Origin of the sequence: Leisingera sp. M527, assembly GCF_025141525.1 — a bacterium.
GTDB lineage: Bacteria > Pseudomonadota > Alphaproteobacteria > Rhodobacterales > Rhodobacteraceae > Leisingera.
Window position 1 is genome coordinate 3,268,178 of the sequence record NZ_CP081037.1, and the last position, 19,879, is coordinate 3,288,056.

Consider the following 19,879-nt stretch of genomic DNA (forward strand, 5'->3'; position numbering starts at 1 on the left):
CCACAACAGTGTGGCGGGTTAACCCAACTGCTGAATTTCAGGGGAGGCTGTGGCGATGCGATTGCCGTTAATCCACGAGTTCAGATCAGCGCCATGATACTTCACTCGCCTACCAAACTTTAGAAAAGGAGGACCAACGCGGCGATGCCGCCACTGCGCCCTCTTTGCTTTAGGCGCGATCAGATTAAGTTCGTCGTCCGCATCATCATAAAGACGGTCTGCTTCAAATACTTGCAATGACATCTATCCAGCTCCGCTTGCTTTCGGTCGTCTCTGGATATTTGCATTGAGTTCCGTCCGCTTGTATTGGGGAGCGGAAACCGTACTACAAGCTACTGAAAATTAATGCCTAATGGGTGAGATGAGGGGCGCATTCTGATACGGCGCGACTGCGTCAGCTCTCCCCAAAAGTAAGCGTTCCAAACCTCGAAATCTTCAGGAAGGATTACTGGATTCCGCTCCTCGGGGATGACGTCGGACCAAGCGTTATAATCTCTGTTCCGATAGTAGATGTACGCATAGGGCAGCACACATTCGAAGCGCTTAAAACGCTGCCTAAAGCTATCGACGGAGAGAAAACGATACCCTTCTGGCCAGCCCGACACATCGGGTAGATCAAGCTCGCCAGCTGCATGAACCTTGTTAATAGCTGCACGACTGCGCCGAAAACTGGATATCGCCTTCTGTATCGCCGTTTGCTTGGGCGAACCTGAAACCATGAATTCCAGTGCTCGCCCCAGAGGGACCAACTCGTTGCTGTACGCTTTGGGCCATTCTTTTCGAGCAGCTAGGTAGTCTTGGCGAGACTCATCGAGAGACACAACGATGCCTTGGTAGGCAGTACGAGCAACGAGATCTAAGGTTTTGCGGTGCTTCTTGTGCCAGACGACGATTTCGTCAGCCAGCGCCCCTCTATAGAGCTGATGGAAGCTCTTTTCGAACCGGGCAGCCATTAAGAGACATTCAACTGCTAGCCAGCGTGCTTCTGGTTCCAAAATAAACTGCCAGCCACTGGTTTGTGCCTTTACAAATTTCATGTAGTAGTTCTCTCGCCTGCACAAAACTCCGACCATCGTGTCATCAACTCACGACGCTTGAGGAGTAAGTCACTTCGCGCATAAGCACGTTCTACTTCCGAGCCGACTTTGTGGCCTAGGCTCATTTCTGCAACCTCACGAGCGGTATTGTTTTCCTCGGCAGCCCAATCCCGAAATGCTGACCTGAACCCGTGCACAGTCACATCCTCGATCTTCATGCGCCGCAGCAGCATCAGCATCGACATGTTGGAGAGCGGTTTGTGCCGCCGCTGACCTTCAAAGACGCATTCAGAGCGAAGCGCTTTTAACGGCTCAACGATTGCCAGCATCTGATCAGTCAGTGGAACGCGGTGTTCGGTGCCCGTTTTGGTACGTTCCTCGGGGATCGCCCAGATCTGGTCATCGAAGTCGAATTCCTTCCAGACAGCTTTCAGAACCTCGCTGGTTCGGCAACCAGTCAGACTGGTGAACATCAATGCCTTGGCCGCCATTCCGCTTTGCTGCGAGAGTTTCGCGTAGAATGCGGGCACATCTTGCCAGCGCATCGCATTGTGGTGCTTCACCTTGGCCTTCACGCGGGGCAACACCCGGGCATCCAACACGATCGTCACTGGGTTTTCTCCCTCGCGGAAACCGCGCGACCGAGCTACATCGAGGACGGCCTTAACCCGTTGCGCCACCCTTCGCGCAGTTTCGTGCTTCTCGGTCCAGATTGGGGATAACACTTGCAAGATTTCAGGCTGGTCGATATCCGAGACTGGCATCCGGCCGATTTTTGGAAATGCGTAGTCAGCAAGTGTATTGATCCACTGTTGGCCGTGCTTTGGGTTCTTCCAAGTCGGCAGGCGCTCAACATGCACTTGCCGAGCCACTTCTTCGAAACACGGCACATCTTGGTCTTTGTGGTATTTCGGGTTAAGGCCCTGCTTGGCGAGGCGGCGATACTCTAGGGCGCGTTCGCGAGCCACGTTGAGCGCTACCACATCAGCACCGCCGAGGCCGAAATCGGTGCGGAGCGGCTTTCCCTGCCGATTCCGCTGCCCCTTCACCGTCACGCGCACGATCCAGCGCCGCGCACCGGATGGATCGACCACCAGATAGAGCCCATGGCCATCGCCATGCCGACCAGGGCCGAGCGTTCGGACGAGATTCTTGGTCAGCTTGCCGCTGTACACGTTCACTTTCCTTCGGCAAATCTAAGCAAATCTGCGAGACTGCGTTGAGCTTGCAGAGCATTAGTTTGAGTGTTTGGATTAACTTCGAACTCGGATAGCTTGGCGACGGACAATACCGCAGCATGTTTTAGGTCTAGGCTCTGGATCACGTTCCGAATATTGCCCAGATCTTCCTCGTTGAAATAGCTGAAGCTCCATGTGGCGCTGGGGTGCAACTTGTTAATCGTCTCAAAGTACGGAAAATCAACGAATCCAAGAGAATGGCCGCGCACCGAAATTCTATCGATGTCGGGCAATGCAACCAACCACGCACGGAGTTTTGGTTCGATGTCCTCGATGGGCTTCCGGGTAAGGCGTAAATACCCATAGAACGGATTGAACTGAACGTCCGGCAAGTCATGCTTCGATTGAGGCTTGGGCGGGCTGGTATCATGTCCCACAATCAATCTGTCTTGGCTTGCTCTTCTTCCGTGAATGTAAAAGATGCGTGCAGGATCTACCTTGTAGAAAGTTTCCAACGTTTCGGTGTAGTTGAAATTCACGAAGACCGTCGTGGGTTCGAAAATGAAACCTTTTTGGTGTGACATTGGCAAATCAATGCCCAAAACCCAATCGCGGAACGTATCGAGTATACTAGCCATGCCATGCACGAATTCGTCGACAAGGTGCTCTTCCATTCCGAGCTCTTGCATGTATTCCGACACCCCCTCCTGAGAACGCTGGACAAATTCCTCATCATCAAGGAGGCCCAGACAGCTCTCAAAATCACACCACCGATCATAGACAAAATTTTTCTCGTTTGTCGGAGGCGGACGATCAAGTCCCATGTATTCGCTGGAGGCCAAGAATAGTTCGGACAACAGAGTGTACACGTTAGAAGAGTGATCTTTGGCGAACTGCGCAAACGAACCATAGGAGGTCTGTAAGCCGTGATGCAGCTCGAATCCGTTACCGACAATTGCTAGCTCAGTCATTATTATACCACATTTCGTACCACCAAGTGAACAGAACTGAGCGCAATCGAAACAAAGCCAATGAGAACAGCGAATGCAGATGAGCGCATAAGTTCAATGACTTACACGCTAACAAGCGGTTCTATAGTGTTCAATGAAAATGGTGGGTGGCGGAGACGAAGGGATTCGAACCCTCGAGACCCTTCCGGGCCTACTCCCTTAGCAGGGGAGCGCCTTCGACCACTCGGCCACGTCTCCGCTGACCCGTATATTTGCCAGAGCCTAGAGAAACAAGGCGTTTTTTAAAATTTTTGCCGCGCCAGAAAAACAGGGAGATTTCCCCGATTTTCCGGGAACTTTTACGGAACTGCACGTGAATCGCGTGCAAAATCCGTGCAGCCGTGTTCGCATGATGTTCACGGCAACCGGCCTGAAATTGATTCCCCCTGCTCCAGCCGTAATGAGAGCCGCCAAGGCGAGCGCTGCCATGGAAGAAGCGCTCGCGATCCTCGACACCACGTTGGTGGGCATCGGCGAGCGCGGTGATCTCATCACGCTTCACCTTGGCTCTTTTACCACATGCAAGAACGGATGCTGTTTTCGCTGAGAGGCGGCGTGAGATCTTACGCCGTTGCAGCATAACCGGCCAGGAGCATCCGGATCATCAGTTCCGGATCAACCGGCGGCCTGCCGGCCGAACTGTAGAAAGGAGCCAGGTGCCGCCGGATGCCAGACAGGTCGACGAACCGATCTATCGCCCGAAGCATGTGATCCTGCGGGACATGATCCTCGATCGGGAACTCATAGAACAGCGCGCCCTGCGCTTCCTGCCGTGGTCCCATCATTGCCACGCACCTCCGCTTGCCTCGCGGAAAGTGAATCAGCACTCAACACCCAAAACAACCCGGGTTTTTCAACAGAATAGGCACTTAGCGGACATCCACGGTGCCCTGGAATGCTGCGATGCTGCTTCACCGAAGCAGACCTTGTCTGCACAACAGAACTTCGATTGAGGGGTCCTACGTCCGAGCTTTCTTCGCAAAGGAGGAGCGCAGACTTTTCTTCATGTAAGTCCAGGCAATAAAACGACTGGTTTTTTGCCCCTGAGCCATTTCTACGACTTTGCATTCAGCAACCCTGGCTTTTCCAAGAATTCGATTGAGGGGCTGGAGGTTATCTTTTTTCGACACCAACGAAGTAAACCACAGGCACTGGCCGGCGAACTCCATGCTCTGTTCAACCATGCAGGCGAGAAACTTTATCTCCCCACCGGGACACCAAAGTTCAGCGTTTTGGCCACCAAAGTTGAGTTTTGTTGAACGCCCCTTGCCAAGGTTCGCCCACTTGCGCTGGGTACCCTTTTTCGCTTTCTCGATAGACCCATGGAATGGCGGATTGCACATGGTTAAGTGAAAAGCATCGTTGGGCTTGATCACACCGTGAAAGATATTCTCAAGTTTTCTTTGTCGCCTAAGCGTAATTGCCAACTTGTTGAATTCACAGATTTGCCGCGCCGATTTGATTGCGCCTGCGTCGATATCGACGCCAGTGAAGTGCCAGCCGTATTCGCTCTGGCCCGTAAGGGGGTACACCAAGCTTGCACCAGTGCCGATGTCCAATACCTTGATATGGCGCCCACGCGGGATTTCTTGGTTATAGCTGTCAGCAAGCAAGTCCGCGAGATAGTGGATGTAGTCGACACGGCCGGGGATTGGCGGGCATAAATATCCGGCGGGAATATCCCAAAAATCAATACCGTAATGCGCCTTTAGCAACGCCCGATTAAGCATACGGACTGCCTGCACGTTTTGAAAATCAATCGTCGCCTGACCGGCTGGGCTTTGGATCGTGAAGGCCTCAAGCTCAGGTGTCTGCGCCACCAAGAGCTCAAAATCGTAGCCTCGTGAGTGTTGATTGCGGGGATGTAGCTTCGTCTTGGTGGTCATGGGGACGCCTTCATTAAAGTTTGGTAGACGTCACTCGCCAGACGATTTGTTGCTTTTAGCCCCTCATAGACAAAAGGTAAAATGTGGAGCGGTGCGGATCCTCCGCTGACGCGACGTCCCGACCGTTCGTTACCTGTGCAGCAGCTGAAATGTTGGTCTCGAAGCTGACTTTCTATAACGCGCAGCATATCGCTGTTCCAATAGGTGAGTCCGCCAACCGCAGCCCAATGGAGAAACCCATCCGGTCGGCTTACGCTGCGGTGCGGCTTACGCATTCCTGCCATTCGCGGTCTTGCAGCATTTGCCAATTACAGTTGATAGGTGTGCGAGGTGTGGCGCTACTCATTTCTGGCAACGTGGATGCGATCAAGTAAGGAGGCCTTGATTGTCGCCAACCGGCTGTAGATCTGGCCGGAAGGGGTTGCTTTTCCCTGATACCGTGGCCATGCAAGGTCACCGTGGTACATTCCATTGTTCAATCACCTCTGTCTTTGGCCGATCTCGACTGGTCTCAGTTCTTTGGCAACCAGCTGGGACCTGACGAAACGGATCTTGCCCGGATGCGCATAGCGGCTGTCCACCGGTCCCGTATGACTGCTGTATCTGCAATGGGCCCTGTGAAGCTGAACCTGCCCGCCCAAACTACTACGGCAGATTTCGCCGTGGGGGACTGGATCTTAGCGGATCCACGGACCCACATAGTCATTCGCCGTTTGGAAAGACGTGCCCTATTGCAACGCCGGACCGAGGGTCCCCGGACCCCGCAGCTGATCGCCGCAAATGTGGACACGCTCTTCATCGTTACCTCCTGCAACGGTGTTTTCAATCAAGCCCGGCTGGAACGCTACCTGGCCCTCGCAAATGAGGCGGGCGTAAACCCCCTGATTGTCTTGACGAAAGCCGATCAAGCGGCGGATGCGGAACCGTACCGGCAGCAAGCAGAAGATCTTCAGCGCGGAGTGGCCGTCGTTGCGGTGAACGCGAAAACCCATGATGCGGTGACAACCTTAGCTCCGTGGTGCGGATCTGGGCAGACTGTTGCACTTGTCGGATCATCCGGGGTGGGGAAGTCAACTCTGCTCAACACTCTTGCTGCCAAGCTACCTGAGGAAGCACAGCTTACGGGCGGCATTCGGGAGGACGATGCAAAGGGGCGCCACACAACCACGTTGCGCTCCCTGCACTCTATCAAGGGCGGCGGCTGGGCAATTGACACGCCGGGAATCCGTACGCTGCATGCCAGCGATGTCCGGGCTGGTCTGGACATGCTGTTCGCGGAGATCACAGAGCTGGCACCCAAGTGCCGCTTTCGGGATTGTACCCACGCACACGAGCCAGGCTGTGAGGTTCAGGCAGCGGTTGCGGTTGACCCAGGTCGACTTGGCCGGTGGCGCAAGCTTGTCGAAGAAAATCCCAACAACACACGCTCTGGATCCAGGGCCCGTGGCTACAAGACCCCAGACGTCCGTGGCAAGCGACGCTGAGTCCATTCCCACTATGCGCGGCCTATGATCCACCGGGACTGACCTCTCCAGCACAGTCGCATTAGCCCGGCTCATTCAACGCTGCCCGCAGCTTACCCAGGCCAGCCATTCGTGCTCAGTTCAACACTGTGATGGCTACTAAGGTCGGCGGCGGGTCGGGAACCTCGCGGAGCGATGCCAGTTGCTTTCCGCTTTCGCAAAGCCATGCTGCGGTCTAAACATCCCTATCTTCGCTAGTCCGGGAAAAATCATGGCGCAAAATGCCACCATCTATAAAGTAGAGCTTTCCGTATCTGATATGGATCGACACTATTACGAGACCCACAAGTTGACCGTCGCCAAGCATCCTTCGGAGACGGATGAACGGTTGATGGTGCGTATTCTCGCTTTTGCGCTGAATGCCCATGAGCAATTGGAACTTACTAAGGGCCTTTCAACGGATGATGAGCCAGATATTTGGCAGAAAAGCTTGAGTGGCGAGCTTGAACTATGGGTAGCGTTAGGGCTTCCAAGCGAGAAGATTGTTCGTCAATCTTGTGGCAAAGCCAAAGAGGTGATTGTCTATAGTTATGGCAGGACCGCTGAGGTGTGGTGGGAAAAGATCAAAAACAGCACCACCCGGTTTGATAACCTTCAGGTTGTTAATTTTTCAGAGACGGATACCCGTGACCTGGGAAATCTTGCAAGTCGGTCGATGAAGCTGCAGGTCAATATTCAGGATGGTGATGTCATGGTCAGTGTTGATGATAGTATCGTCTACGTGACCCAGGCCAAATGGAAGAATGCGGTGTAGGCACGGCAGATTAGGCATCTGCCTTACCTCTGGATGATGCCCTCTTTTATGTGCCATAATCAGCTCCCCCAAGGCGACCGGCCCATGGACGAAGCCGCTCCGCGGCATTGGCGCGGGTGGCTGATGTTCAGCGATGATCTGACAGTGGTGCATTTGGGGAACGGCATTTCTGCCTGACGATTGAGCCCTTCTCAATCATCAGACAGGAGGCTCCCATGACAGAGGAGAGATCAACCCCGCTTCGAGAGCGGATGATCGAGGACATGCGCATCCGCGGGATGGGCGACAAGGCGCAGAAAGCGCATATCCGGGCGGTCAAGGATTTCGCCATTTTCCTCGGGCACCCGCCGGATACCGCCTCACCGGAGGAACTCCGCGCCTATCAACTGCACATGACGGATACAGGGGTCACGCCGGCGACTTTCAACGCCAGGATCGTGGCGCTCAGATTCTTCTTCGGCATGACCTGCGGGCGCGAGGAGATGAAGCGCTACATGCAGTTCCGCACCCAGCCCAGGAGGTTGCCTGTAGTCTTCAGCGTTGAAGAGGTATCGGACATCCTGATGGCGGCGCCGGGGCCCGGGCTCAAATACCGTGCCGCGCTCAGCATTTCCTACGGCGCGGGGCTGCGGGCCGCCGAGGTCTGTAACCTCAAGATCGGCGATATCGACAGCAACCGGATGCTGATCCATGTCGAACAGGGCAAAGGGCGGAAGGACCGGAAGGTGATGCTGTCACCCGGGCTTCTGAGCTTGCTGCGCGACTACTGGCGCGAGGCGCGGCCGGAGGGCTGGCTGTTCCCCGGCAAGCCGAAGATCAACCCGCTGTCGCCACGGCAGCTGAACCGCGCCTTCACGTCAGCGAAGAACATGGCCGGCATCAAAAAGGCCGCCACTCTGCATACCCTGCGGCACAGCTTTGCGACGCATCTGCTGGAGGCCAACACCGATGTCCGGGTCATCCAGGTGCTGCTCGGCCATGCCAAGCTGAGCACGACGGCCCAATACACCCATGTCGCCACCAAGACGATCCGTGACACGGTCAGCCCCTACGAGATGCTGGAGCAGTTGCAGGATCAGACAATCAAGCGAAGCCTGAAGTGACGGGGCACTGGGGTGTCCCGCCCGGGGCTGGAGATTGCTGATATATTCCGTGCCCATGGTGCCGCGTGGCGGCGGGCCAATGCAGGGCATGTCAGCCTGACCCAGCTCAAGGTGATGTCGGCAATCGAAGCCTGCCGGACCGAAGCGCTCGGCGGGCATGTGGCCGGGTGCGCCAAATGCGGCCATCGCCACATCGCCTACAATTCCTGCAAGAACCGGCACTGCCCGAAGTGCCAAGGGCCAGCGGCGCGCGACTGGATGGAAGCCCGCGCCGAGGACCTGCTGCCCGTGGAGTATTTCCACGTGGTCTTCACCCTGCCCGCAGAGATCGCCCGGATCGCCTCCTGGAACAAGCGGGCGGTCTACGGTCTGCTGTTCCGGGCGTCGGCACAAACGGTCATGACCATCGCAGCGGACTCCAAGCGCCTTGGTGCTCGGGTGGGCATGACCAGCGTGCTGCATACCTGGGGATCGGCGCTGACCCATCACCCCCACATCCATATGATCGTTCCCGGTGGCGGCCTGTCTCTGGACGGCGCGAGATGGATTGCCTGCAAGCCCGGGTTCTTCCTGCATGTGCGGGTCCTGTCGCGCTTGTTCCGGCGGCTGTTTCTGGAGGGGCTGATGGCGCTTCACCGCGCCGGGGAGCTGGCCTTCTTCGGCGACCTGGAACCGCTGGCGCAGGCCGATGCCTTCGCAGAGTGGCTGGCTCCTTTGCGCAAGTCCGAATGGGTGGTCTATGCCAAACCGCCCTTCGGAGGCCCGGAAGCCGTTCTCGCCTATCTCAGCCGGTACACCCACCGGGTGGCCATCTCGAACGCACGCCTCGTCAGCGCCGACGCAGGCACCGTGGCATTCCGTTGGAAGGACTACAGGATCAAGCGCGGCGACAGGCAGAAAGTCATGCGTTTGGCCACGCCCGAGTTCATCCGCCGCTTCCTGATCCACGTCCTGCCCGCTGGTTTCCACCGCATCCGGCACTACGGCTTGCTCGCCTCAGCGCAGCGCAAGGCCAACATCGCCCGGTGCCGTGCCCTGCTCGGGACAAGGTGCCCGGCTCAAGAACCGCCAGAAGCCGCCGAGGTTCTCCCGCTCACCCTGCGTGAGCCATGCCCGTGCTGTGGCGGAACAATGCATATCATCGAGATCTTCCGGCGCGGGCAAAAACCCCGGTCGCGCGCGCCACCGCGGAAGGAGGCGGCATGACGAAACGCCCGTCATTCCGGTATTGTGAACACCGGGCATCCGCAGCCGCCCGGCTGTCTCCATTTACGCCTGTACTCTCCTGCAAGCTCAGAACCACGCCGAAACGCCGCTTTCGTCGCAGCAATTGTCCGGAGGCCCCCGTTAAGAGCATCCCAACCGGCATCGGAATGCCTCCGGCTTGGCCGCTGGCTCCAACCGCAGACCCCGCCGTCTGCGCTCTTTCCCCATAGACAGCCCCAAGAGTCCCGCGGCTTCCACCTTGGGAGGTTTTCCAACGCGGGCCGATGTCGCGCCAAGCCGCACCCTCACACCGCGGCCCGCATCAGAAAACCTTCACCAATGCCGACCTTGAGCGGGTCTGGCTCTTGCTGCAGTGCGGCTCGTCAAACCGGGCCTTGCTCCACTGATCAGCCCCACTTGAATGGTCCAGTTTGATTGTTAGTGCATGACTGGCCTTGGGTCCATCTGGACGATGGTTTCCGGCGCCGGTGGGCGATAGCCCAGAGCACTATGAGGGCGTTTGGTGTTGTCGTGTTTCCTCCAGTCTTCGATGAGGATTTGCGCCTCGCGCAGGCTGTAGAAGATTTCGCCGTTCAAGAACTCGTCCCTGAACCGTGCGTTGAAGCTCTCGCAATATCCGTTCTCCCATGGAGACCCTGGTTCGATGTATGCGGTCTTCGCGCCAACAGCCTTGATCCAGTTCTGGACGGCCTGAGCAACAAACTCCGGACTGTTGTCTGAACGAATGAACGACGGCGCCCCGCGCAGAATGAACAGGCCGCTCAAGACATCGATGACGCTGCCTGAGTTCAGCTTGCGATCCACACGAATGGCAAGACAGAGAACGGAGGGCTGGTTATGAGCATCAACGATCAAACGTCACAGTCAGCAACTGGCAGGTGCGCGCCCTTGAGGGGGCATACGTTGGCCTCGAACACCAATCTGAGGGAACGGCAATCTGAAACCGCAAGGCTGTCGAGCGTTTTGGGTTTTCAGCAGATTCCAGGCAGCATCTGGCCGGTGGCCACACAGAGTACCGAAGCGCGCCTTCAATCGGGCCGAGGGCCTGCATCGATTTTGGGAAAACCTCGGCAACGGGCCTGCCGTCCTCCGTCTGCTTGATGATGAACGCCTTCTGCGCGTCCGTGAACTTTGATGCCTTCAGGCGTTTCCGGTTCAGCGGGAAAACAGTCCTCTGGACTGTTTCCTGATCCGCCTCACTCTCCCAGCCGGGGGTTCTCTTCGGGAAACTCCAGCTTCAAACGGTCCAGTTTTCAGGGGGCAGAGCCCAACAGTGGAGTTCCCCCCGGTCCGGTCCCTGCTTAGGGCAACAGCGCCAGGCGCCGCAGAAACAGTGATTTCACCGCATCCGCCTCCACCGTCATGCAGACCTTGACCGGCGCCCGTCCGCTGTCCGGTGCAGCCAGGGTCGCGCCGGAGGTTTCGCCCTCGCAGGACACCTCAAGCGGCACGTCGCGCATTGCGAACAGATCCGGGTGGGTACAGGCAATCACCGCCGCGGGGTCGTGCAGCGAACAGCCGTTGAGGCCCGCAACCTCCCTGTAGAACTTGATATAGAAATGCGACATCTGCTGCAGAATGCCGCCCAGTTCCGGAGATTTGGCGGCGATGGCGGTAAAATCCTCCGGCCGGCACAGGATCCGGTGGGTAACATCCAGCCCCACAAAGACCACCTTGGCGCCGCCCTGGCAAACCACGTCCGCCGCGTGCGGGTCGTGATAGATATTGGCCTCGGCATGGGGAGTGATATTGCCGCCCTCTTCCAGCGAGCCGCCCATCACCACGATGGATTTGACGTTCCCGATGAACTCCGGGTCGCGCTGCATTGCCAGCGCAATGTTCGTCAGCGGTCCGATCGGACAGACCACCAGTTCGCCCTTGTGCTCGCGCGCCATGCGGCACAGGAAGCCCGCAGCCTCCTCGTTCAGCGCCCGGCCCCTGGGCTCGGCGGCGGGGATATCGCCAAAGCCCTCCTCGCCATGCACATAGGCCGAGGGTTTGAACGGCGGCAGCACCAGCGGCGTGGTGGCACCGCCGGCCACCGGCACATCCAGCCCGGCGGCCTCCAGCAGGCGCAGCGCATTGCGGGTGGCGGTGGCGGTCGTGACATTGCCAAAGATCGTGGTCAGACCCAGCAGATCAATATCCGGCGCCGCGGCGGCATAGAAGATCGCCATCGCATCGTCGATGCCCGGATCGGTGTCGATAATCAATTTCATCATCTGCTTGCCTCCCGGCTTACTTGAACTTGTCCATCAGCTTTTCCATCGCTGTGCGGGTGTCGGGCGCAGGCTCCTCCTGAGCGGGCTGTTTCGCCTCCGCCTTGGGCTTAGTGGTGGAGCTGCGCGGCGGCCCCACGCGCAGGGCCACCGCATTCATGAATTTGCCGCCATCGCCGCGGGCCAGGTCCGCCGCGCCGTCCGAGATGCCGCGCATCACATCGTCCAGCCAGCCCTCATCCGCTTTGGGGAAGTCACGCAGCACATAGCCCGCCACCGCATCCTTGTGGCCCGGATGGCCGATCCCCAGCCGCACCCGCGCATAGTCCGCGCCGATATGGGAATGGATCGAGCGCAGACCGTTGTGGCCGGCATGGCCGCCGCCCTGCTTGATGCGTGCCTTGCCAGGCGCCAGGTCCAACTCGTCATGCAGCACCACCACATCAGCAGGCGTCAGTTTATAGAACCGCATCGCCTCGCCCACCGACTGGCCGGACAGGTTCATGAAGGTTTGCGGCTTCAAGAGCAGCACCTTTTCGCCGCCCAGATTGCCCTCGCAGATCATCGCCTGGAACTTCGACTTCCAGGGGCTGAACCCGTGATCGCCGGCAATATTGTCCAGCGCCATAAAGCCGATGTTATGGCGGTTGCGCTCGTATTTCGGGCCGGGATTGCCAAGGCCGACAAAGAGTTTCATGGGTTCTGCCCGATCTGCGTTTCAGTAGACCCGTTTGATGCCCTATTTGACGTCCGGAATCCAGTGGTCTCCAGCGTCAGGCAAAGGCCCGGTCTGCTGCGAATGGCGCCAGATCAATATTGGGCTGCCGGCCTTCCGCCAGATCGGCAACCAGCCTCCCGGTGATGCCGCCCAGGGTCAGGCCGATGTGCTGATGGCCAAAGGCGTGGATCACCCGGTCCGACTGCGGGCTGCGGCCAATCACCGGCAGCGAGTCCGGCATGGTCGGGCGGTAGCCCAGCCAGTCGCTGTCCGGGTCCGGCAGCGACCCCAGCATCTCTGCCCCCTTGCGGACAAGGTAATCCAGGCGGCGCGGGTTTGCAGGCGCGTCCAGCGCGGCGATCTCCACCGTGCCGGTCAGCCGCAAACCTTTCGCGTGCGGCACCGCATAAAACCCGGCCTCGCCCCAACCGACGGGTCGCGTCACCCGATGCCCCTCACCTTCATACATCACATGATAGCCGCGCTCGGTGCCAAGCGGCAGTTTCTGCGTACCCGCGCCCTCGATTTGTTTGGAAAAAGCGCCACAGGCAATCACCGCGTGGCCGGCGGTGAGGCTCTGCCCGCCTGCCTGCAGTTCCACCCCTGTGTCCGAGGCCCGGACCATCTCCGCCTTGGCCCACAGCGTGGTGCCGCCCAGTTCCGTGAAGGCCCGGTGCATCCGGGTGATGAATTCCAGCGGATCGCGCAAGTGCCGGGCGGCGTGAAAATGCACCGCGCGTTTGACCGGCAGGTGCAGGCCCGGCTCCATCTCCAGCGCTTCTTCCGGGTCGACCTCGCGCCAGGGCACGCCCAGCGCCCGGCGGCGTTCCAGCCCTGCTGTGGCAGCATCAGCCGCTGCTGCCGTGGACCACACCGACAGCTGGCCGCGCTCCACCACCAGATCGCCGGCGCCTGCCGCCTCGATCAGCGGGTTTATTCCAGCATCGGCATGGGACAGCAGATCCGCCAGATGGCCCGCTATCCGGCGCGATGGTGCGGCGCGGCAATTGGCCAGAAAGGACAGCATCCAACGCGGATTGCGCAGCGCATGGGCATAAGACAACGACAGCGGGCTGTCCCTGGAGAACATCAGCTGCGGCAGGCTGGTCAGCACCGACGGGTCATTCACCGGCAGGCAGGCATAGGTCGCCAGGGTGCATGCATTGCCGTAACTGGTGCCGGATCCGGGCGGCTCCGGGTCCATCAGCAGCACCTTATGCCCGCGCATCTGCGCCCACAGCGCGCAGCTCATCCCCACCGCGCCTGCGCCCGCTATGGCAATGTCAAAATCCGCCATGCCCGTCCCTCCCCTGTCCTCAAGCGGAAATGGGGCAGCGGCGCAGGGAAAAGTCAATCACTTGCCTGCGGGGCGGACAAACAAAAACGGGCCCCCAGATGGGAGCCCGCAAACCAAACCCGGATGGGCGCGGTTCTTATTCTTCGGCAGCCACTGCTTCGGCTTCGCCTTCTTCGCCTTCTTCGTCATCCGATGCGGTCAGGCCGCCCGGGGATGCGATGTTGGCAATCACGAAGTCGCGGTCGATGGTCGGCTTGGCGCCGGCCGGCAGGTCGATCGACGAGATGGTGACAACGTCGCCGATGTTCAGGCCTGCCAGATCGACAACCAGCTTCTCGGGGATGTCGCCAGCGGTCACAACCAGCTCAACCTCGGGGCGGGTCACGTTCAGCATGCCGCCTTTTTTGACGCCGGGTGCTTCGTCCTCGTTGATGAACTCAACCGGGATGTACAGGTTGACTTTCGAGGTGCGGCGCAGACGCATCAGGTCGAGGTGGGTCGGCAGGTCCTTCACCACATCACGCTGAACGTCGCGGCAGATCACGCGCACGTCGTCCTGGCCTTCCACTTTCAGGTTCCACAGGGTGGACTTGAACTGGCCGGCTTTCAGCTTTTTCAGCAGAACGTTGAACGGGATCTGGATCGCTACCGGATCCACGTCACCACCGTAAACAACGCCCGGTACCATGCCTGCGCGGCGCGCAGCGCGAGCGGCGCCCTTGCCCGTCCCCGCACGTACTTCGGCGACGAGATCAGGAATCTCTTTTGCCATGTCAATTCTCCAATGTATCTAGGGCGGAGTGCCTCCAAGGCTGTCACCCCGCGTGAAGCCGTGCCTATAGACCGCTTGCGGCAATTTGGGAAGGGGCAAAGCCCCCTGCCCGGTTCCGGGGCCGCGTTATTCCTGCCAGCGCCCGCCGAAATCCTGCGGCACCAGCAGATTATGACGCCCCAGGCCATCAACTGAACGTTCGCCGCACAGTGCCATGGTGGTGTCCAGCTCCTTGCGAATCACCTCCAGCGCCTCGGTGACGCCCTTCTGGCCCCTTGCCCCCAGGCCGTAAACAAAGGCGCGGCCGATCATGGTGCCGGTGGCCCCCAGCGCCAGTGCCTTCAGCACGTCCTGGCCAGAGCGGATGCCGCTGTCCAGATGCACCTCGACGTCACTGCCCACAGCATCCATGATTTCCGGCAACATCCGGATGGAACTCAGCGCGCCGTCCAGCTGCCGCCCGCCGTGGTTCGACACAACGATGGCATCGGCGCCCAGTTTGGCGGCCATCCTCGCGTCTTCGGCGTCCAGAACCCCCTTCAGGATCACCTTGCCGCCCCACATCTCCATCAGCTTTTCGACCTTGCCCCAGTCGAGCGCCGGATCGAATTGCTCGGCCGTCCAGGCGCCCAGCTGCGAGGTGTCGGAGACCCCCTGAACATGACCGACGATATTGCCGAAGTTTCGCCGCTTGGCACCCAGCATCTGCAAGCCCCAGGTCCATTTCATCATCAGGTTGGCGATGGTCGCGGGGGTCAGCTTGGGCGGCGCCGACAGCCCGTTTTTCAGATCCTTGTGGCGCTGGCCCAGGATCTGCAAGTCCAGCGTGATCACCAGCGCCGAGCATTTGGCATCCTTGGCCCGCTGGATCAGGCGGCGGATATAGTCCTCGTCCTTCATCGTATAAAGCTGGAACCAGAATGGCTTGGAGGTCGCTTCCGCCACTTCCTCGATCGAGTTGATCGACATGGTGGACAGGGTGAACGGCACGCCGAATGCCTCGGCGGCCCGCGCCGCCTTGATCTCGCCATCGGCGTGCTGCATCCCCATCAGCCCCACCGGCGCCAGCGCCACCGGCATCGCTACATCCTGACCGATCATCCGGCTGGCGGTTGTCCGCCCCGTCATGTCCACCGCCACCCGCTGGCGCAGGCGGATCTGCTCGAAGTCCGAAGTGTTCTCGCGGAAGGTCTGTTCGGTCCAGCTGCCGCTTTCGGCATAGTCAAAGAACATCCGCGGCACACGGCGTTCATAGATGCGCTTCAGGTCGTTGATATTTGTGATCACCGGCACCGGTTTCTCTCCCGCTTTCATTTGGTAATATTTTCTTACCAATTCACCGAAGCAAAGGCAACGCCGCGATTGCCGCACCCCTTGAGACGCAAAAAGCCGCACCCCAAGGCGCGGCTTTTCAAACCTGTTTTCTGCAGAACCTCAGCCTTTATGCGCACCATCCGCGAGGGACTTCACGAACGCCAGCACCTCATCCGGCGACTTGCCTGCGCCGATCTGGCTGACAATGGCGCTGCCCACCACGGCGCCGTCCGAGATCGAGGCGATGTTCTGCGCCTTCTGGGGCGTGTTGATGCCAAAGCCCACGATAATCGGCAGATCGGTGGCCGCCTTGATGCGGGCAACCTCGGGGCCGACGTCGGTGGCCTCGGCCTCTGCCGCGCCGGTGATGCCGGTGATCGAGACATAATAGACAAAGCCCGAAGTGTTCTGCAGCACCTTGGGCAGGCGCGCGTCGTCAGTGGTGGGGGTGGCCAGGCGGATGAAGTTCAACCCTGCTTTTTGCGCCGGGATGCACAGCTCGTCATCTTCTTCCGGCGGCAGGTCCACCACGATCAGCCCGTCTATGCCGGCCGCTTTGGCGTCTTCCAGAAAGGTATCCACGCCACGGTTATAGATCGGGTTGTAATAGCCCATCAGCACGATCGGCGTGGTGTCGTCGCCTTTGCGGAAATCTGCCGCCAGCTGCAGTGTTTTCTCCAGCGTCATACCGCCGTCCAGCGCGCGTTGGCCCGCCAGCTGGATGGTCGGCCCGTCAGCCATCGGATCGGTGAACGGCAGGCCCAGCTCGATAATGTCCACACCGGCGCCCGGCAGCCCTTTGACCACTTCCAGCGAGGTGTCATAGTCGGGGTCGCCCGCCATCACATAGGTGACAAAGGCTTTCTTTCCGGCGGCTTTCAGGTCGGCGAATTTGGCATCAATGCGGGTCATGGGCGGGCCTTTTATTCAGGTTTCCGCCATGGTGTGCCGAATGTTGCGCGGGAAATCAATCCCGGGCCGCGCGCAGGCCCGGGAATGCACCGGTCAGCGGTTCAGCGGAATATGCCAGCGCAGCGTCAGCGAATTCACGCCCGGGTTCTGGTCCGCGGTCGAGGCGTTGGATTTGTGGCTAAGCGCCAGCGACACCGCCTTGCCATTGTGAAACCGCTTTCCAACCGCCAGCAGGCTGCGGATTTCAAAGGTGGAGCCCAGATCATTACCCAGCGAGCTTTCGTGATAAGCGCCCGGCATCACGCTGGTCTCAATGAACCAGTTGTTGTTCAGGTCAACCACGCCGCTGATGCCGACACCTGCGAACACATCGCCGGTTTCCTGCACTTCCAGCACCGCGCCGAACCGGGTCGACAGCAGCCGCCCCTCGTGGAACGGCGCATGCAGATACTCCGCTGTAAACAGCGCGCTGTCTTCGGAACCCGCACGGGAATAATTGGAATAGCCCAGCCCCAGCGTCACTTCCTGGGCGGCGGCAGGCATGGCTGCGGCAACACAAAACGCGGCTGCCAGCATAGCTGTCTGTTTCATTTCTAGCCCCTCGCAGAATTATTTTCTTTGCACCAAGATATTTTAATTTGATGCTTTTCCTAGTCACCTCACGAAAAAGCAATATGAGGGTTCACTGTGCGACCCCGCACAGAGAGCGATTGTGGCACATATGTCAGCCATCCTTGCCTTGCGTGCAGGCTCAATGCTGCCTAGAAGCAGCTCCCAAGTGGTATCAGGAGGCCGGTATGGGCTTTAAGATGGGAATCGTCGGCCTGCCCAATGTGGGTAAATCGACGCTGTTCAATGCGCTCACCAAAACCGCCTCGGCGCAGGCGGCCAATTTTCCGTTCTGCACGATTGAGCCCAATGTGGGTGAGGTCGGCGTGCCGGACGCGCGTCTGGACAAGCTGGCGGCGATTGCCGGCTCCAAGCAGATCATCCCGACCCGGATGACATTTGTCGACATCGCCGGCCTGGTCAAGGGCGCGTCGCAGGGCGAGGGCCTGGGCAACCAGTTCCTGGCCAACATCCGCGAAACAGATGCAATTGCCCATGTGCTGCGCTGTTTTGAAGACGGCGACGTGACCCATGTGGAAGGCCGTGTCGACCCGGTTGCTGACGCCGAAGTGATCGAGACCGAGCTGATGCTGTCGGACCTTGAAAGCATCGAGAAACGCCGCGCTAATCTGGTGCGCAAGCTGAAGGGCAACGACAAGGAAGCACTGCAGCAGGACCGGCTGCTGGCTGCGGCCCAGGCGATGCTGGAGGACGGCAAGCCCGCCCGTCTGGTCGAGGTTGACGCCGATGACGCTAAGGCCTGGAAGATGCTGCAGCTGCTGACCACCAAGCCGGTTCTGTACGTCTGCAACGTTGGCGAATCGGAATCGGTTGAGGGCAACGCGCATTCTGCCAAAGTGGCCGAAATGGCCGCGGCGCAGGGCAACTCCCATGTGATCATCTCGGCCCAGATCGAGGAAGAGATCAGCCAGCTGGACGCCGACGAAGCCCAGATGTTCCTGGAGGAGATGGGCCTGGTCGAGGCCGGTCTCGACCGATTGATCCGCGCAGGTTACGAGCTGCTGCACCTGGAAACCTATTTCACTGTCGGCCCGAAAGAGGCCCGCGCCTGGACCATCCGCAGCGGCACCGCAGCGCCGCAAGCGGCCGGCGTGATCCACGGTGATTTCGAGAAGGGTTTCATCCGCGCCGAGACCATCGCCTATGACGAATTCATCGCCTGCAATGGCGAGCAAGGCGCCAAGGAAGCCGGCAAGATGCGGGCGGAAGGCAAAAGCTACGTCGTCAAAGACGGCGATGTGCTGCACTTCCTGTTCAGCAAGTAACCCGGGGATTGCAGCCTTGATTTTCAACCGCCCGCCAGCCCGTCTGGCGGGCGGTTTGCGTTTTACGGCCCGTTGGGGCAATCCTGTGCAAACCAGGCATTTCAAGCCGGAACCTACGGGACCGGCGGCGCAAACGCGCTATCCTTAACCCTGAACGCGCCAAGGACGGGCCTCATGGAAAAAGACGACAGCATCAATGTTCTGGGCGGCCCGCTGGCGCCTTGCTCCACTGCGCCGGTGACCGGATTTTTCCGCGATGGGCATTGCAACACCTGCGCCGAGGATCAGGGCAGCCATACAGTTTGCGTGGTGATGACTGCGGAATTCCTCGCGTTCAGCAAATACGTCGGCAATGACCTGTCGACCCCGCGGGCCGAGTTCGGCTTTGCCGGCCTGCAGCCTGGCGACCGCTGGTGCCTGTGCGCGGCCCGATTCCTGCAGGCAGCGGATGAGGGCTGCGCCCCCAAGGTGCATCTGGAAGCCACCCATCAGCAGGCACTGGAGATTGTGCCGCTCAGCATTCTGCAAAGCTATGCCGCCGATCCGGCCTGAACCGGTCCGGATTGCTGGATTGCCCTCCCCGATTGACCGGCAGCGGGAAAAACCGTTATTGCATCGTCAAGCTAGCCCGCCGGACCCTCGCCTGCGCCAGCCTCCCTGCATTTCATCACACCGACAAGGAGGCTCCTGCATGAGCTACATCGCAATGAACCGTTTCAAGATCCGCCCGGGCCGCGAAGCCGATTTTGAGACCATCTGGAAACAGCGGGAAAGCCGCCTGAAAGAGCTGAAGGGGTTCCGCGAATTCCGCCTGCTGAAAGGCCCGGAAGGCGCAGACCACCATCTCTATTCGAGCCATGTGATCTGGGACAGCCGCGAAGATTTTGAGGCCTGGACCAAATCCGAACAGTTCCGTGCTGCGCACCGCGATGCGGGCAAGCGCGAAGGCGAAAGCCCGATCCTGGGCCATCCGCAGTTCGAAGGATTCGAAACCGTCCTGCACGAGGCCTGACCCGAACAGAAAAAGGCGCCCT

General features: G+C 59.3%; 20 protein-coding genes, 1 tRNA gene and 2 pseudogenes. 8 read left to right on the plus strand and 15 right to left on the minus strand.

Going from position 1 to position 19,879, the window contains the following annotated elements; translation table 11 throughout:
• Window positions 1-18 precede the first annotated feature (18 nt).
• From K3555_RS16165 to K3555_RS16185, 5 genes are all read right to left on the minus strand, one after another.
• Window positions 19-243 carry a MerR family transcriptional regulator gene (locus K3555_RS16165; RefSeq protein ID WP_260006265.1) on the minus strand — a complete coding sequence of 75 codons (225 nt, stop codon included), beginning with the start codon at window positions 241-243 and terminating at the stop codon, window positions 19-21.
• Between the two features lie 89 nt (window positions 244-332).
• A complete protein-coding gene (locus tag K3555_RS16170) occupies window positions 333-1,037 on the minus strand; it encodes a hypothetical protein (RefSeq protein WP_260006266.1) in 705 nt (234 codons plus the stop codon).
• Window positions 1,034-2,212 (minus strand): site-specific integrase, encoded by a 1,179-nt coding sequence (locus K3555_RS16175; protein ID WP_260006267.1) that lies wholly within the window; start codon window positions 2,210-2,212, stop codon window positions 1,034-1,036. Before K3555_RS16175 ends, K3555_RS16170 begins: the two co-directional genes overlap by 4 nt.
• Window positions 2,213-2,214: 2 nt before the next feature.
• Entirely contained in the window at window positions 2,215-3,186 is a 972-nt protein-coding gene (locus K3555_RS16180) for a bacteriophage abortive infection AbiH family protein (protein ID WP_260006268.1), read from the minus strand.
• A 147-nt stretch (window positions 3,187-3,333) separates the two neighbouring features.
• Window positions 3,334-3,423, minus strand: a tRNA-Ser gene (locus tag K3555_RS16185).
• Window positions 3,424-3,574: 151 nt separating this feature from the next.
• Between K3555_RS16185 and K3555_RS16190 the strand changes: the two genes are divergently transcribed.
• Window positions 3,575-3,772 carry a hypothetical protein gene (locus K3555_RS16190; protein ID WP_260006269.1) on the plus strand — a complete coding sequence of 66 codons (198 nt, stop codon included), beginning with the start codon at window positions 3,575-3,577 and terminating at the stop codon, window positions 3,770-3,772.
• 11 nt (window positions 3,773-3,783) lie between these two features.
• On the opposite strand, the pseudogene K3555_RS16195 reads toward K3555_RS16190, so the two are convergent.
• Both K3555_RS16195 and rlmF read right to left on the minus strand, forming a co-directional pair.
• A pseudogene (locus K3555_RS16195) lies at window positions 3,784-4,010 on the minus strand (transposase); the annotation flags it as partial.
• Between the two features lie 174 nt (window positions 4,011-4,184).
• The gene (gene rlmF, locus K3555_RS16200; protein ID WP_260006270.1) at window positions 4,185-5,111 is read right to left on the minus strand and encodes a 23S rRNA (adenine(1618)-N(6))-methyltransferase RlmF; all 927 of its coding nucleotides are present in this window, start codon (window positions 5,109-5,111) and stop codon (window positions 4,185-4,187) included.
• A 491-nt stretch (window positions 5,112-5,602) separates the two neighbouring features.
• Here rlmF and rsgA point away from each other — a divergent pair, with 491 nt between their 5' ends.
• From rsgA to K3555_RS16220, 4 genes are all read left to right on the plus strand, one after another.
• The gene (gene rsgA, locus K3555_RS16205; RefSeq protein WP_260006271.1) at window positions 5,603-6,595 is read left to right on the plus strand and encodes a ribosome small subunit-dependent GTPase A; all 993 of its coding nucleotides are present in this window, start codon (window positions 5,603-5,605) and stop codon (window positions 6,593-6,595) included.
• Between the two features lie 250 nt (window positions 6,596-6,845).
• Entirely contained in the window at window positions 6,846-7,388 is a 543-nt protein-coding gene (locus tag K3555_RS16210) for a YaeQ family protein (protein ID WP_259987201.1), read from the plus strand.
• Window positions 7,389-7,603: 215 nt separating this feature from the next.
• Complete coding sequence (locus K3555_RS16215) at window positions 7,604-8,491, plus strand: site-specific integrase (RefSeq protein WP_260005203.1); 888 nt, start codon at window positions 7,604-7,606, stop codon at window positions 8,489-8,491.
• 12 nt (window positions 8,492-8,503) lie between these two features.
• Window positions 8,504-9,697 carry an IS91 family transposase gene (locus tag K3555_RS16220; protein ID WP_260005205.1) on the plus strand — a complete coding sequence of 398 codons (1,194 nt, stop codon included), beginning with the start codon at window positions 8,504-8,506 and terminating at the stop codon, window positions 9,695-9,697.
• Between the two features lie 438 nt (window positions 9,698-10,135).
• On the opposite strand, the pseudogene K3555_RS16225 reads toward K3555_RS16220, so the two are convergent.
• The 8 genes and pseudogenes from K3555_RS16225 to K3555_RS16260 form a co-directional block, all read right to left on the minus strand.
• A pseudogene (locus K3555_RS16225) lies at window positions 10,136-10,537 on the minus strand (integrase core domain-containing protein); the annotation flags it as partial.
• 482 nt (window positions 10,538-11,019) lie between these two features.
• Complete coding sequence (locus K3555_RS16230; protein ID WP_260006272.1) at window positions 11,020-11,940, minus strand: nucleoside hydrolase; 921 nt, start codon at window positions 11,938-11,940, stop codon at window positions 11,020-11,022.
• 16 nt (window positions 11,941-11,956) lie between these two features.
• The gene (pth, locus tag K3555_RS16235; RefSeq protein WP_260006273.1) at window positions 11,957-12,634 is read right to left on the minus strand and encodes an aminoacyl-tRNA hydrolase; all 678 of its coding nucleotides are present in this window, start codon (window positions 12,632-12,634) and stop codon (window positions 11,957-11,959) included.
• 76 nt (window positions 12,635-12,710) lie between these two features.
• Window positions 12,711-13,952 carry an FAD-binding oxidoreductase gene (locus K3555_RS16240; RefSeq protein WP_260006274.1) on the minus strand — a complete coding sequence of 414 codons (1,242 nt, stop codon included), beginning with the start codon at window positions 13,950-13,952 and terminating at the stop codon, window positions 12,711-12,713.
• Between the two features lie 136 nt (window positions 13,953-14,088).
• Window positions 14,089-14,724 carry a 50S ribosomal protein L25/general stress protein Ctc gene (locus tag K3555_RS16245; protein WP_260006275.1) on the minus strand — a complete coding sequence of 212 codons (636 nt, stop codon included), beginning with the start codon at window positions 14,722-14,724 and terminating at the stop codon, window positions 14,089-14,091.
• Window positions 14,725-14,850: 126 nt separating this feature from the next.
• Window positions 14,851-16,017, minus strand: a complete 1,167-nt coding sequence (locus tag K3555_RS16250) for an alpha-hydroxy acid oxidase (protein ID WP_260008554.1) — start codon at window positions 16,015-16,017, stop codon at window positions 14,851-14,853.
• 141 nt (window positions 16,018-16,158) lie between these two features.
• The gene (gene trpA / locus K3555_RS16255) at window positions 16,159-16,950 is read right to left on the minus strand and encodes a tryptophan synthase subunit alpha (protein WP_260006276.1); all 792 of its coding nucleotides are present in this window, start codon (window positions 16,948-16,950) and stop codon (window positions 16,159-16,161) included.
• A 93-nt stretch (window positions 16,951-17,043) separates the two neighbouring features.
• Complete coding sequence (locus K3555_RS16260; protein ID WP_260006277.1) at window positions 17,044-17,541, minus strand: acyloxyacyl hydrolase; 498 nt, start codon at window positions 17,539-17,541, stop codon at window positions 17,044-17,046.
• Window positions 17,542-17,747: 206 nt separating this feature from the next.
• On the opposite strand from K3555_RS16260, the gene ychF reads away from it, so the two are divergent.
• The 3 genes from ychF (at window position 17,748) to K3555_RS16275 (ending at window position 19,857) form a co-directional block, all read left to right on the plus strand.
• Entirely contained in the window at window positions 17,748-18,845 is a 1,098-nt protein-coding gene (ychF, locus tag K3555_RS16265; RefSeq protein WP_260006278.1) for a redox-regulated ATPase YchF, read from the plus strand.
• A 174-nt stretch (window positions 18,846-19,019) separates the two neighbouring features.
• Window positions 19,020-19,397 carry a DUF2237 family protein gene (locus K3555_RS16270; protein ID WP_259997382.1) on the plus strand — a complete coding sequence of 126 codons (378 nt, stop codon included), beginning with the start codon at window positions 19,020-19,022 and terminating at the stop codon, window positions 19,395-19,397.
• 139 nt (window positions 19,398-19,536) lie between these two features.
• Complete coding sequence (locus K3555_RS16275) at window positions 19,537-19,857, plus strand: antibiotic biosynthesis monooxygenase (protein ID WP_259987239.1); 321 nt, start codon at window positions 19,537-19,539, stop codon at window positions 19,855-19,857.
• Window positions 19,858-19,879 lie beyond the last annotated feature (22 nt).